A 13,940-nucleotide genomic window follows, 5' to 3' on the forward strand; every position below is an offset into this window, starting at 1 on the left:
GTGATTATCCAACTTAGTTTTGACGTACCACCAGAGATCCATGCAGGGTTGCTAAGTGGCGAGTACATTCGACACGGTGGCATCGTACGCAACAAACTAGGACAAATCGTCAAGCCCTTAATTGAGGTCTCCGTACCATCAAACGCCAAGACGACCCTGGGAAATGTAGCAGCGAGATCTAAGAACCCGGGGGTCATCATCGCCGCAGCTGCGCTGGTCACGGTGGCAGTGGGAACGACCGCGATAATCGCGGCGAGGAAGTGGGGCGGCAGGCCCTTCATGCCGGAGTGCGTTGAAAGGTACAACGCCTCCTTGGGTGCCTATCTGGAGGCAATCGAGGCAGGACGCCTTGATACGGACATTATTGACCGGCTCGTCGCCGATTTCGATGCTGTTAGTGCTTGCTCCGACGAGAGCAGCAGCATCACGCTCGACCTGAATACGAAGCACGGAGAATCGCTATTCAATCTCGTGGTTGGTTACACGAGGCAACTTGCCGAAGCAAACTCCATCGACCTGGGTGAACTTCAGGAACTTACATCAGCTTCCGCGCATGATGAAGTTGTTCACCTGCGTCGGCTTCTTGAAGCTCAGAAGAAAATCTTTACCGAAGCAGCCTAGCTCAACTGCTATGGGGCAACCGACAAGACAGAAGGGAACCAATCAGAATCCGGATCCTTCCTAATCCCGGCGCTTCCCGGCAGTAGGGGTCACTCGCCTCCGACGGTGGTGTGGATCAGCCCGCGGATCCCGTCGAAGTGCCCGGCCATCAGGCGCGCGGCTGTCGCCTTGTCCCCCGCGGCCACAGCCTCGTAGATGTCCCGGTGATTCCGGGCGGTCTCCACCAGCAGGTCGTCGGTGGGATCCATCTGCTCGTGCAGCTTGGAATAGGCGGACCAGAAGACCCCCAGCAGGTTGGTGAGCATGCCGTTCTCCAGCGGCTCGAACAGCCCGCGGTGGAACTGCTCGTCGGCCTCACTCAGCGGCCTGCCTGCCTCGGCCCGGGCCTCCATGTCCTCCACGGCGGCACGGACGCGCCCCAGTGCCGGCGGCGTCATCGCGTCGATGGCCGCGCCGATCAGCCCGGCCTCGAGGGCCTGGCGGACCTCGACGAGCTCGAGGGCCTCGTGGCCGCCGTTGCGCAGCGAGAGCCGCGAGTGGAATTCGAGGGTCGCGGCGAGCGCGCCGAGCTGCTTGGTGGCCACGAACATGCCGTAGCCGTGGCGCACGTCCACGATGCCCAGGGCCTGGAGGACCTTGAGCGATTCGCGCACGGTGTTCCGCCCGACGCCGAGTTCCTCGACCAGCTCGTGCTCGGTGGGCAGCGGATCGCCGGGAACGAGCCCGCGCTCGAGGATCAGCTCCATGATTTCCTGCTGCAGGGCCTGCAGCCGGTCGGCCGCGTTGGCCCGCGCCCGCCGGGCGGATGGCTGTGCTGCGCTCATCGGTTTCCCTTTCTTCTGCCGCATCTCGCCTGCCGGCCCCGCGGGCTGCGGGGCCATGGTTGACGTTCAATGTGACTTCGCATACATTGTACTGCAGGCATAGGACATCCTACATCCGATAACCGTCCACATCCCACTCCAAGGTGACCACCATGACGCTACACAACGAAGTTTTGAACATGGCCAGCTCCCGCCGCAATTTCCTCAAACTGGCCGGGGCCATGGGAGTCGCCGGCGCCTTCGCCGCGACTCTCTCGGCCTGCGGACCCAGCGGAGCCACCGGCACCGCCGCCTCCGGGGCCGCCGGGACCAAGCCGATCGAGGCCGGCATGTCCTACGCGCTTTCCACCGGGTTCGACCCGATGACCTCCTCCGGGGCCACCCCGATGGCAGCGAACCTGCACATCTTCGAGGGCCTGACCGAACTGCACCCGGCAACCCGCGAACGCTACCTGGCACTGGCCGCCGCCGAACCCGTCAAGGTCGGGGACAAGGGCTACGAGATCAAGCTGCGCGCCGGGGCCACCTTCCACAACGGTGACCCGGTCACCGTCGAGGACGTCGTCTACTCCTTCGAGCGCGTGCTCGATGAGAAGAACGCCTCGCTCTTCGCACAGTTCATCCCCTTCATCGACAAGGTGACCGCGAAGGGCACCGACACCGTCTCCTTCACCCTGAAGTATGCCTTCCCGCTCTTCGCCGAGCGCATTTCCATCGTCAAGATCGTCCCGAAGAAGCTGGCCTCGGCTAACCAGGCCGGCTTCGACGCCGCCCCGGTGGGCACCGGGCCCTACAAGCTCATTTCCGCGGTCAAGGACGACAAGATCGTCTTCGAGAAGTTCGAGGCGTACAACGGGCCGATGGCCGCCCAGGCCCCGGGCATGACCTGGTTCCTGCTCTCGGACGCCGCGGCCCGCGTCACCGCGGTGGAATCCGGCCGCGTCCAGGCCATCGAGGACGTCCCCTACCTGGACGTCGAACGGCTCAAGGCCAACGCCACCGTCGAGTCCGTGCAGTCCTTCGGCCTGCTCTTCTTGATGTTCAACTGCGCCGAGAAGCCCTTCGACAACAAGCTGGTCCGCCAGGCCCTGCACTACGGCCTGGACACCCAGACCGTCATCGACCGGGCCCTGCTGGGCAACGCGACCGCGGCCAGCTCGTTCGTGCAGGAAAACCACCCGGGCTACCACCGCGCCTCCACCGTCTACGGCTACGACCCGGAAAAGGCCGCGGCCCTGCTCAAGGAGGCAGGGGTCACCGAGCTCTCCTTCGAGCTGCTGACCACCGACACGTCCTGGGTCAAGGACGCGGCCCCGGTGATCATCGAGTCCTGGAACAAGCTTCCGGGCGTCAAGGTCACGCTCAAGTCCATGCAGTCCGGCGCCCTGTACCCGGACCACGTCGACTCGGGCAAGTTCCGCGTCGTCGCCGCCCCGGGCGACCCCTCGGTCTTCGGCAACGACCTGGACCTGTTGCTTTCCTGGTGGTACCGCGGCACCGTGTGGCCGCAGGACCGCTTCCGCTGGAGCAAGACCAAGGAGAACGCGACCGTGCAGAAGCAGCTTGATGCCGCCGTGCGCGCCGCCGACCCGGTCGCCGCGCAGAAGGTCTGGAACCAGGTCATCGACCTGATTGCCGAGCAGGCCCCGCTCTACCCGATCCTGCACCGCATGCTGCCGACCGCCTGGAACCCGGATGCGCTGACGGGCTTCCGCCCGCTGCCGACCACCGGGCTCTCCTTCGTGGACGTCGCGCACGCCTAGCGCGCATTTGTGGCGCGCCGCCTGCCGTCCCCCATCGGCGGCGGCGCGCACTCCTTTTACCCCCTCCATCTCCGCACATCCCCCAAACCGAGGAGCACCATAGACGTGGGCAATACCCTCCGCCTGCTGGGCCGACGCCTGGCGGCACTGCCACTGATGATCCTGGGCGTGACGCTGCTGGTCTTCCTGGTCCTGCAGTTCTCCCCCGGCGACCAGGCCACCACCGCGCTCGGCGAGGGCGCCAGCGAGGAAGCCAAGGCCGCCTACCGCGCCGAACGCGGCCTCGACAAGCCGGTGATTGCGCAGTACATCTCCTTCCTGGCCCGCTTGCTGGTGCTCGACTTCGGCAAGACCACCCCTCCGGCCCAGCCGATCTCCGGGATCATCGCCGGCGCGTTCCCGCTGACCCTGCAGCTGACCTTCTTCGGCGTGGCCATCGCCGTGGTGCTCTCCCTGCTGCTGGGCGTCACCGCCGCGCTCTACCGCGACCGCTGGCCCGATGCGGGCATCCGCGTGCTCTCCATCGCCGCCGTCGCGACTCCCTCCTTCTGGCTCGGCATCCTGCTGATCCAGTGGCTGGCCCTGGGCACCGGCACCTTCCCCTCCGGCGGCTTCGTACCCTTCAGCCAGGATCCCGCCGGCTACTTCCGCTCGCTCGCACTGCCCGCCCTGGCCCTGGCCATCCCGGTCTGCGCCTCGCTGATCCGCGTGGTGCGCACCTCGATGGTCGAGGAAATGGACAAGGACTACGTCCGCACCGCCATCGGCAACGGGGTCCCGCGCCACGAGGTCATCCGCCGCAACGTGCTGCGCAACGCGCTGATCACCCCGGTCACCGTGCTGGGCCTGCGCATCGGCTACCTGCTCGGCGGAGCGGTGGTCATCGAAATGATCTTCTCGCTGCCCGGCATGGGCCAGCTCATCCTCAACGGCATCACCAACAACGACGTCTCCCTGGTCCAGGGCGTCACCCTGACCATCGCCATCACCTTCGTGCTGGTCAACATCGCGGTGGACCTGCTCTACCTGCTCATCAACCCCCGGATTAGGACGGTATGACCATGCGGTACGGACTCGCTGACCGCCTCAGCCGCCCCGGCCTGGCCTTCAAGGCCCTCCCGGCCGGCTCCAAGGCCGCCCTGCTCTTCCTCGCCATCGTCGCCCTCGCGGCCCTCTTCGCCCCCTGGATTGCCCCGCACGACCCGCTGGCCACCGGCATCCCCGCCCAGCCACCCAGCGCCACCAACCCCTTCGGCACCGACCGCTTGGGCCGGGACATCTACTCGCGCCTGCTCTTCGGCGCGCGCTCCTCGCTGCTCATCGGCCTGGGTGCCGTGGCGCTGGCCATCGCCGTGGGAGCCGTGCTCGGCGCGATCGCCGCGACCGCCTCCAAGTGGGTCAGCGAAACCGTCATGCGCATCATGGACGTCATCATGGCCTTCCCCGGCATCGCGCTGGCCGCGGTCCTGCTGGCCACCCTGGGCAACTCCGTCCCGGTGATCATCGTCGCGATCGCCGTCATCTACATCCCGCAGCTGGCCCGCGTGGTCCGCGCCAACGTCATGGCCCAGTGGGGCGAGGACTACGTGCGCGCCGAGCAGGTGCTCGGCGCCGGACGGCTGCACATCCTGGTGCGCCACGTGGTGCGCAACACCGCCGCCCCGGTGCTGGTCTTCGCCACCGTGATGGTCGCCGACGCGATCATCTTCGAGGCCTCGCTCTCCTTCCTGGGCGCCGGCGTCCAGGACCCGGCCCCCAGCTGGGGCAACGTCATCTCCTACGGCCGCACCCTGGTGCTCAACGGCGCCTGGTGGGCCACCACCTACGCCGGCCTGCTGATCCTGCTCACCGTGCTCTGCCTGAACGTGCTCGCCGAGGGCCTCACCGACGCCATGGTGAACCCGCGGCTGCGCAAGCCGGCAAAGATCACCGAGAAGGACAACACCGCCGCCGCCGTGCTGCGCGCCGAGTCCGGCGCCGGTGCCGCCGCCCAGGCACCCGCATCGCCCCACGCCGCGACCCCGCCGCTGCTCGCCGCCCAGCTGGACCGGCTGCGCTCCACCGAACTGGGCCGCGGCGACCGGCTGGCCCCCGACACCGCCGCCCGCCCCATCCTTCAGGTGCGGAACCTGTCCATCCGCTTCCCCGACCGCTACGGCGACACCAGGATCGTGGACAATGTCTCCTTCACCGTCAACGAGGGCGAGACCATGGGATTGGTCGGCGAATCCGGTTGCGGCAAGTCCATCACCTCCCTGGCCATCATGGGCCTGCTCGCCCCCAACGCGCAGGTCACCGGCTCGATCCGCTTCGAGGGCCGCGAACTCGTGGGACCGGACAACCGCGAGGCCACCCGCGAGAAGCTCTTCAAGGGGCTGCGCGGGGAACAGATCGCAATGGTCTACCAGGACGCCCTGTCCTCGCTGAACCCCTCGATGCTCATCCGCGAGCAGATGGAACAGCTGACCCGGCGCAACGGGCGGATGAGCCCGGAGGAACTGCTCAAACTGGTCAAGCTGGATCCGCGCCGGACGCTGCGCTCCTACCCGCACGAGCTCTCCGGCGGGCAGCGCCAGCGCGTGCTCATCGCCATGGCGCTCTCCCGCTCCCCCAAGCTCGTGGTCGCCGATGAGCCGACCACCGCGCTGGATGTCACGGTGCAGGCCCAGGTCGTGGACCTGCTCAACGAGCTGCGCGAGCAGCTCGGCTTTGCGATGGTCTTCGTCAGCCACGACCTGGCCCTGGTCGCCTCCCTGGCCCACCGCGTGACCGTCATGTACGCCGGGCAGGTCGTCGAATCCGGCGCCACCGGCGAGCTGCTGGCGGACCCGCGGCACGAATACACCCGCGGGCTGCTCGGGGCCGTGCTCTCCATCGAATCCGGTGCCGAGCGCCTGCACCAGATCCCCGGCTCGGTGCCCAGCCCCCGCGACTTCGCGTCCGGGGACCGCTTCGCGCCCCGTTCGCTGGACCCGGCCGCCGATCCCGCCCGGGCCCTGGCCTTGGAAAGGATCGGCGCGTCCGACCACTACTGGGCCACCGCGGCCGCCAGCACCGCCGCCTCCACCGAAGGAGCCAACGCATGAGCACCACCGCCCTGGCCGGCGCCCACGGCGCCGCCGTCTCCGCCGCCCCGGTCCTGGAACTCAAGGACGTGCACGTCCACCACCGCGCCCGCGGCGGCAAGCTGTTCAACCCGACCATCGTGCGCGCGGTCAACGGGGTCGACTTCACGGTCGCCCGCGGCGAAACCGTCGGCATCGTCGGGGAATCCGGGTGCGGCAAGTCCACGCTCGCCTCGGTGCTGGTGGGCCTGCGCGAACCGACCAGCGGCTCGGTGCTCTTCCACGGGCAGCCGTTCTCCCGCCGCGGGGCGGCCCGCAAGGAATTCGGCCGGTCCGTCTCGATCATCTTCCAGGACCCGGCCACCGCGCTGAACCCCCGGATGACGGTGCACGACATCCTCACCGACCCGCTGCTGGTGCACGGGATCGGGACCAGGGCCAGCCGCTCGGCCAAGGTCTACGAGCTGCTCGAGCTGGTCGGGCTTCCGGCCTCCGCCGCGGAGGTCTCCCCGTCCCAGATCTCCGGCGGGCAGCGCCAGCGCGTGGCCATCGCCCGGGCGCTGGCGCTGGACCCGGAACTGGTGATCGCCGACGAGCCCACCAGTGCGCTGGACGTCTCGGTCCGCGCCCAGGTGCTGAACCTGCTCACCGACCTGAAGGCCAAGCTCAACCTGGGACTCGTCTTCATCTCCCACGACATCTCCACCGTCCGCTACGTCGCGGACCGCATCTGCGTGATGAACGCAGGGCAGATCGTGGAGCAGGGCACCGCCGCCCAGGTCTTTGACACCCCCACCAACGACTACACCCGAACCCTGCTGGGCGCCGCCCCGAGCCTGCTTCAGGCCCCGGCACCCACCCGAACTCCCCTGGAGGAATCATGAGCACCACCCCCGCATTCACCGGCGTCATCCCGCCGGTCATCACCCCGCGCACCTCCGACGGCGCCCTGGACCTGCCGGGCCTGGAGGCCGTGGTCGAGCACCTGGTCTCCGGCGGCATGCACGGCCTGTTCCCGCTGGGCTCCTCGGGCGAGACCCCCTACCTGACCGACGCCGAACGCGCCGAGGTCCTTGCCACCGTGGCCTCGGCCACCGCGGGCCGGGTGCCGCTGCTGGTGGGCGCCAACGAGCAGACCACCGCGCGGGTCATCGAGGAGGCCCGCAAGGTCGCCTCCCGCGGCGCCGACGCCGTCGTGGTCACCACCCCGTACTACGCGATCTTCGACGCCACCGAGGTCAAGCGCCACTTCCGCGCCGTCGCCGCGGCGGTGGACGTCCCGGTCCTCGCCTACGACGTCCCGGTGCGCACGCACTTCAAGCTGGCCCCCGGGCTGCTGGCCGAGCTCGCCCACGAGGGCACCATCGCCGGGGTCAAGGACTCCTCCGGCAACGACATTGCCTTCCGCCAGCTGCGCCTGCTCACCCGCGGACTCGAGGGCTTCGCCCTGTTCAGCGGGCACGAGGTCGTGTGCGACGCCGCGATGCTCTCGGGCGCCGACGGACTGGTCCCGGGCCTGGCCAACGTGGACCCGGCCGGCTACCGCAGGCTCTACGACGCCGCGGTGTCCGGGAACTGGGAGACCGCGGTGAAGGAACAGGACCGGCTCGCCGAGCTCTTCCGCATCGTCGATGTCCCCGACGGCTCGCGGGTCTCCCCCGGCGCCGGCGGACTCGGTGCGTTCAAGACCGCGCTGGCCGAACTCGGCGTCATCGGTGCCAACACCATGAGCCGGCCCATGGAGTCGCTGAACGCCGCCGAGGCCACCGAAATCCGCGCGATCCTCTCCGCCACCGGACTGCTCTAGGTCCATGGCAGCACATCGCACCGCCGTCGGCATCGACCTGGGCGGCACCAAGATCGCCGCCGCCCTTATCTTTGCCGACGGCACCATCTCCTCCCGGGCCTCGCTGCCCACCCCTGCGGCAAACGGACCGGAGGCGGTGCTCGATGCCATCGCCGAGCTCGCCGCGCCGCAGCTCGCGGCGGCCCTTGCCGCCGGGACACCGGCGCTCGGGGTCGGGATCGGGGCGGCCGGGGTCATCGACCCGGCAACCGCCCGGGTGCTCTCGGCCACCGACCACCTGCCGGGCTGGGCCGGGACCGACCTGCGCGCCGGGCTTGGAACCCGGCTCGGGGTGGAACCGCACCGCATCCAGGCGGTCAACGACGTGCATGCCCACGCCCTGGGCGAGGGCTGGCTGGGAGCCGCCGCCGGGTCCGATTCGGTGCTGCTTGCCGCCTTCGGCACCGGCATCGGCGGTTCGCTGCTGTTGCACGGGGTTCCCGTCTACGGCGCCCGGCAGGTCGGCGGGCACCTGGGCCATGTGCCCTGCGCCGAGGCAACGGGATTGCCCTGCCCGTGCGGGGCCACCGGGCACCTGGAGGCCGTGGCCTCCGGGCCCGGGCTGCATGCCCTCTACCTGCGCCGCGGCGGGGACCCGACAGCTACCGACGCGCGCGCGGTGTTCGCCCGCGCGACGGACGGGGACGTAATCGCGGCAGCCGCCATCCACACGGCGGCCACCGCGGCCGGCCGTGCCCTGGGCGGGCTGGCCAACGCGCTGGACCCGGAGGCCGTCATCGTCTCCGGCGGCCTGGCCGATGCCGGCGAGCCCTGGTGGGGCCCGCTGCGCGCGGCTTTCGCCGCCGAACTGATCGGCCCGCTGGCGTCCCTGGCCCCGCAAGCGGCGGCGCTGGGCGCCGACGCCGCCCTGGCCGGGGCCGCCTCGCTGTTCCTTGCCCCCGCCCACTCCACTCTTGTCTCCGCGTAAAAAGGATCCAACCCCGTGCTGCTGACAGCCACCCAGATCGCCGCGCTGAAGGGCGCGCTGATTGTCTCCGCCCAGGCCTACCCGGGCGAGCCCATGCGCGATCCGCGCACCATGGCGCAGGTCGCGGCCTCCGCCGTGATCGGCGGTGCCAAAGCGGTGCGCGTCCAGGGCCTGGCCGACATTTCCGCCACCCGTTCCGCGGTGCAGGTCCCGGTCATCGGCTTGTTCAAGGACGGGCACGACGGCGTGTTCATCACCCCCACGCTGCACCACGCCCTGGCCGTCGCGGCGGCCGGCGCGCACATCGTCGCCCTGGACGGGACCCGGCGGCCGCGGCCCGACGGGCTGGACCTGGCGCAGACCATCGCCGGTATCCACGAACGCTCTTCTGCCACCGTAATGGCCGACTGCGGTTCGCTCCAGGACGCGATTGCCGCCGCGGCCGCCGGGGCCGACCTGATCGGCACCACGCTGGCCGGCTACACCGGGGAACGGCCCAAGACCCAGGGCCCGGACCTGGAACTGCTCGAGGCCATCGTGGCCGCAGACCTGGGGCTACCGGTCATCGCCGAGGGCCGCATCCACACCCCCGCGCAGGCCCGTGAGGCGCTGGACGCCGGCGCGCACGCCGTGGTGGTCGGCACCGCCATCACCCATCCGGCGACCCTGACCGGCTGGTTCGTCGACGCCCTGGAATCGTGAGTCCGCGCATGGGCCCGAGCGTGGGCCCGATCCAAACCGTGCTGGCCGCCCGCGGGCATGGCGGCTACCGGCAGTACCGGATCCCCGCCCTGGCCGTGACCAACGCCGGGACCCTGCTCGCTGTCTACGACGGCCGGCCCACGCTCGATGACCTGCCCTCCCCCGCGGACTTGGTGCTGCGCCGCAGCACCGACGGCGGGGCAACCTGGGAACCGCAGCGCATCCTGCGCACCGGCACCGGCCTGCACGGCTTCGGCGATGCGTCCCTGCTCGTGGACCGGGACACCGGCACGATCTTCTGCTTCCACGCCGCGACCACGCGGTGGGGCTTCTTCGAATCCCGCGAGGGCACCGCCCAGACCCAGCACGTGGACCTCTCGGTTTCCACCGACGACGGCCGCAGCTGGAGCCACCGCAGGATCACCGGCCAGTTGAAGCGCCCGGGGATCCGCGGAATCTTCGCCGCGTCGGGCGCCGGAACCCAGATCGCGGCCGGCGCGCACGCCGGTCGGCTGCTGCAGCCCTGCGTGGTGCTGCTTTCAAGGGACGGGCGGATCGCCGCCGCGGTGGCCCACAGCGACGACCACGGGCAAAACTGGACGCTGGGCAATCCGCTGGATCCTGCCGCCGACGGCACCCACACCAACGAATCCTCCGTGGCCGCCCTGCCCGACGGCAGCGTGCTGCTGCACTCGCGCGCGACACCGCACCGGCTCACCGCCCGCTCGGCAGACGGCGGCGCCACCTTCACCCGCCCGGTCCCGGTGCGCCAGTTGCCAGACCCCAGCGACAACGGTTCGGTGCTCGCCCTTTCCGGCGGCGGGCTCGTCGCCACCCACAACGCGCACCAATACCTGCGCCGCAACACCGTGCTGCGGCACAGCCCCGACGACGGAACCACTTGGTCCGCTGGCATCGTGCTCTGCCCGGGTCCTTCCGCCTACTCCACGACCGTCCAGCTGCCCGACGGCTCGGTCGGCGTGCTCTATGAGCGCGGCGCCTACGAGGAGATCGTCTTCGCCCGTGTCCCGCTCGCCGACCTCACCGCGCAGGACGTCACAAACCCGCCGGACGACGACACCAACCCCGACCACGGTCCCCGCCCGTTGCCCGGCCATCCGGACCTGCTGGTGGAGCTCGTGCCGCGCTCGATCACCACCGCTCCCCCGAAAGACTGGACGTTCACGGAACCGCACCTCGTGCTGGGGCAGGCCGATGCCGGCTACGGGGCGGCCGGCAAGGAGGTCGGCCAGGCGGCTGCCCAATTGGTCGCATCCAGGGCGGATCTGCTGGCCAACTACGGCCCGCCCGCCCCGGGAATCCGCCCCGGGGACACCCTCACGTATTCGGCCGCCGTCACCAACCGCGGTACCAAACCGGTGACCGTGCGGCCCAGCGGAGACGTGGACGGGCACGCGCAGCAACTGGCCCCGGGGGCGACCGCCGTATGGCTCCACCTGAACCACCGAACCACGGCGCCAGGATCACGGCCGCGAATCGACTGGGCCGTCGAACATGGCCCGGTTCCGCCGAACCAAACCATTCGGCCCTAGCCGGGCCGGCAAGGGGCGGCGAATTGCCTGCCAAAAGGTCGGAGGTCTGCTCTCGAAACGGACCTCCGACCTTTACCGTTTTAAGGACCAAAGGCCCCACAACCTTTCGGTTGCGGGGCCCCTGGGTTCCAGCCCGATGGCCGGAGCAAGCGGTTTAGCGCTTGGAGAACTGCGAAGCCTTGCGGGCCTTCTTGAGACCAGCCTTCTTGCGCTCGATGACGCGGGCGTCACGAGTCAAGTAGCCGGCCTTCTTGAGAGCGGCGCGGTTGTTGTCGCGGTCGATCTCGTTCAGCGAACGGGCGATGCCCAGGCGCAGCGCACCGGCCTGGCCCGAGGGGCCACCACCGTGGATGCGTGCAATGACGTCGTACGCGCCGTCGAGCTCGAGGAGCTTGAACGGTTCGTTGACATCCTGCTGGTGCAGCTTGTTCGGGAAGTAGTTTTCCAGCGAGCGGCCGTTGAGGGTCCACTGGCCGGTGCCCGGAACGACGCGCACGCGGGCAATTGCCTGCTTGCGGCGGCCGACTGCTGCGCCTGCAACAGTCAGTGCCGGACGTTCCTTGACGACAACGGCTTCTGCCGATGCGGACTCCGAGGTGTACGAAGTCGGAGCTTCACCCTCGAATTCAGTGATCTCTTCAGTGTTCTGAGCCACGATAATCTCCTAAAGTCTTGTTCTCGGGGCCCAGCGCTACTGCGCGACCTGGGTGATTTCGAAGGTCTTCGGCTGCTGTGCAGCGTGCGGGTGCTCGGCACCGCGGTAGACCTTCAACTTGGACAGCTGATCTGCAGCAAGGGAGTTCTTCGGAAGCATGCCCTTGATGGCCTTCTCCACTGCCTGGACCGGGTTCTTTTCAAGAAGCTCGGCGTAGGTCACGGACTTCAGGCCGCCCGGGAAACCCGAGTGGCGGTAGGCGCGCTTGTTTTCGAGCTTGGCGCCGGTGAGGGCAACCTTCTCGGCGTTGATGATGATGACGTGATCGCCCATGTCCATGTGGGGGGCGAAGGTAGCCTTGTGCTTGCCGCGCAGCAGGGTTGCGGCCTGGACGGCGAGGCGACCCAGGACAACGTCGGTGGCATCAATGATGTGCCACTGGCGGGTCTGGTCAGCCGGCTTTGGAGTGAACGTACGCACTGTAATTGCCTTTGTTTTATTGGTTACTGGTCAAGCACAGTTCCAAGCAGCGGCTGTGAGATCCACTGTTGTCGATGTGCTGTGTTCGATGCGCTGTAACCAGTTCGCCAGGTGAGGACTGAAAAGACCGGCCGTCCATGAATGTTCGCAATCCCAGCAGACCAGTGGCTCTGCAACTGAGCCGTCACGCGGAGAAGGTTGTGTCGAACAAAGGACACGCACAACAGCCCATAGTCTATCGGATTAACCCCGACTCCACCAAAGCGTCGGGAGTGAGCCTGCCTACGCCGACTCATCGATGCCCAGGTTGACCGGAAATCCACGAACGCCAGGACCCTTCCCGCATCGGATCGAGTCCGTCGCGGGGGCACCCCACGGCCTGCCGCTACTCGCGGGTGCCGCGCAGTTCCGGCAGGTTGGTGGTGATCTCGTGCGGCTTGCGCCGGGTGCGGGTCAATTCCGCGCGCCTGGCGATCTCGTGGGCATCAAGCGGATAGGCAATTTCCTCGAGCACCAGCGCCCGTGGATCCGCCAGCATGATCCGTGAATCGCGCACGGCTTCCGCCAATCGCATTGCCACCCAGCCCGGGGCCTCGCTGCCGTCCCCCACCTTGATGCACGCACCGATCATGGCCCTGACCATGTTGTGGCAAAACGCGTCGGCCTTCAGGTGCACCACGATGATGCCTTCGGAATCCCGCTCGAAGGTGAATTCCGTGAGCGTGCGGATCGTGGTGGCATGGTCCCGGGGCTTGCAGAAGGACAAGAAGTCGTGGCGTCCGAGCAGGCTTGCGGCCTCGGCGTTCAGCAGCGCGACGTCGAGATCCGTCTTGTGCCACATGGTGAAGGCACGGGTCAGCGGATCGAAGCGTGCCGGGCCATCGGCGATGCGGTAAGAGTAGCGGCGCCACAGCGCAGAGAACCGTGCGTCGAAACCGGAAGGGGCGATCCAGACGTCGTGGACCAGGATGGCCCCGTGTTCGCGGCCAAGCACGCCGCGCAGCCGGCGAAGCAGGGCAAAGCCTGGTTCGAGGTCGGCTCCGCGGGCCAGGCCCGCCACTTCGGTGGGGGTCAGGTCGAAGTGGGCGATCTGGTTCCGGGCATGTACGCCGGCATCGGTGCGACCGGCAACGACCGTGCGGATGTTGCGGCGGATGAGCATGGCCAGACCCGCCTCGAGCACGCCCTGCACGGTGGGAAGGCCCGGCTGCAGCGCCCAGCCGTTGTAGGCGGTTCCGTCGTAGCCGATCCGTATGCCCATGCGGACGGTCGCAGGTTCGGTGGCGCTGCCGGCCGGCGCGAGGCCGGGGTGCTGCGCGTCAAAGGCGGAAGTGTTCATCTCACGGTCCTCGTTCAGTGTCCGCTTCCACCTTCTCGGGGCGCGGCTCCTCCCCCGCCGTCGCGTGCCGCCGTCGATGGCGAGGGCAACACGGCGAGGGGTCTTCGGTACTTAAAGCGTTGGGGGCGGGGGGGGGGGGGGGCGGGGGCCCCCGCCGGGGCGGG

At 68.8% G+C, this 13,940-nt stretch carries 13 protein-coding genes; 9 read left to right on the forward strand and 4 right to left on the reverse strand.

The genetic code is table 11. The features are described from left to right. Window positions 1-621 carry a hypothetical protein gene (locus ACIPVK_RS07950; RefSeq protein WP_407611422.1) on the forward strand — a complete coding sequence of 207 codons (621 nt, stop codon included), beginning with the start codon at window positions 1-3 and terminating at the stop codon, window positions 619-621. 89 nt (window positions 622-710) lie between these two features. Here ACIPVK_RS07950 and ACIPVK_RS07955 read toward each other — a convergent pair whose 3' ends face one another. Beyond that, the gene (locus tag ACIPVK_RS07955) at window positions 711-1,445 is read right to left on the reverse strand and encodes a FadR/GntR family transcriptional regulator (protein WP_407611423.1); all 735 of its coding nucleotides are present in this window, start codon (window positions 1,443-1,445) and stop codon (window positions 711-713) included. 152 nt (window positions 1,446-1,597) lie between these two features. On the opposite strand from ACIPVK_RS07955, the gene ACIPVK_RS07960 reads away from it, so the two are divergent. The 8 genes from ACIPVK_RS07960 (at window position 1,598) to ACIPVK_RS07995 (ending at window position 11,302) form a co-directional block, all read left to right on the forward strand. Continuing rightward, window positions 1,598-3,208: an ABC transporter substrate-binding protein gene (locus ACIPVK_RS07960; RefSeq protein ID WP_407611424.1), complete on the forward strand. Its 1,611-nt coding sequence runs from the start codon at window positions 1,598-1,600 to the stop codon at window positions 3,206-3,208. A 105-nt stretch (window positions 3,209-3,313) separates the two neighbouring features. Beyond that, window positions 3,314-4,267 carry an ABC transporter permease gene (locus ACIPVK_RS07965; protein ID WP_407611425.1) on the forward strand — a complete coding sequence of 318 codons (954 nt, stop codon included), beginning with the start codon at window positions 3,314-3,316 and terminating at the stop codon, window positions 4,265-4,267. 2 nt (window positions 4,268-4,269) lie between these two features. Then, the gene (locus ACIPVK_RS07970) at window positions 4,270-6,294 is read left to right on the forward strand and encodes a dipeptide/oligopeptide/nickel ABC transporter permease/ATP-binding protein (protein ID WP_407611439.1); all 2,025 of its coding nucleotides are present in this window, start codon (window positions 4,270-4,272) and stop codon (window positions 6,292-6,294) included. Then, window positions 6,291-7,157 (forward strand): ABC transporter ATP-binding protein, encoded by an 867-nt coding sequence (locus ACIPVK_RS07975; protein WP_407611426.1) that lies wholly within the window; start codon window positions 6,291-6,293, stop codon window positions 7,155-7,157. Before ACIPVK_RS07970 ends, ACIPVK_RS07975 begins: the two co-directional genes overlap by 4 nt. Then, entirely contained in the window at window positions 7,154-8,080 is a 927-nt protein-coding gene (locus tag ACIPVK_RS07980; RefSeq protein WP_407611427.1) for a dihydrodipicolinate synthase family protein, read from the forward strand. The genes ACIPVK_RS07975 and ACIPVK_RS07980 overlap by 4 nt, the downstream gene beginning before the upstream one ends. A 4-nt stretch (window positions 8,081-8,084) precedes the next feature. Then, complete coding sequence (locus ACIPVK_RS07985; RefSeq protein WP_407611428.1) at window positions 8,085-9,047, forward strand: ROK family protein; 963 nt, start codon at window positions 8,085-8,087, stop codon at window positions 9,045-9,047. 21 nt (window positions 9,048-9,068) lie between these two features. Then, window positions 9,069-9,749 (forward strand): N-acetylmannosamine-6-phosphate 2-epimerase, encoded by a 681-nt coding sequence (locus tag ACIPVK_RS07990; RefSeq protein ID WP_407611440.1) that lies wholly within the window; start codon window positions 9,069-9,071, stop codon window positions 9,747-9,749. Then, window positions 9,746-11,302, forward strand: coding sequence for an exo-alpha-sialidase (locus tag ACIPVK_RS07995; protein WP_407611429.1), 1,557 nt, complete (start codon window positions 9,746-9,748; stop codon window positions 11,300-11,302). Before ACIPVK_RS07990 ends, ACIPVK_RS07995 begins: the two co-directional genes overlap by 4 nt. A gap of 154 nt (window positions 11,303-11,456) precedes the next feature. On the opposite strand, the gene rpsI is transcribed toward ACIPVK_RS07995, so the two are convergent. From rpsI to truA, 3 genes are all read right to left on the reverse strand, one after another. Next, complete coding sequence (gene rpsI, locus ACIPVK_RS08000; protein WP_407611430.1) at window positions 11,457-11,957, reverse strand: 30S ribosomal protein S9; 501 nt, start codon at window positions 11,955-11,957, stop codon at window positions 11,457-11,459. 36 nt (window positions 11,958-11,993) lie between these two features. After that, on the reverse strand, window positions 11,994-12,437 hold the full coding sequence (gene rplM / locus ACIPVK_RS08005; protein ID WP_407611431.1) for a 50S ribosomal protein L13: 444 nt from the start codon (window positions 12,435-12,437) through the stop codon (window positions 11,994-11,996). 385 nt (window positions 12,438-12,822) lie between these two features. Then, window positions 12,823-13,776 carry a tRNA pseudouridine(38-40) synthase TruA gene (gene truA, locus ACIPVK_RS08010; RefSeq protein ID WP_407611432.1) on the reverse strand — a complete coding sequence of 318 codons (954 nt, stop codon included), beginning with the start codon at window positions 13,774-13,776 and terminating at the stop codon, window positions 12,823-12,825. Window positions 13,777-13,940: the final 164 nt, after the last annotated feature.

The sequence above is a fragment of the Paeniglutamicibacter sp. MACA_103 genome, from assembly GCF_045798555.1.
In the GTDB taxonomy this organism is placed as follows: Bacteria; Actinomycetota; Actinomycetes; order Actinomycetales; family Micrococcaceae; genus Paeniglutamicibacter.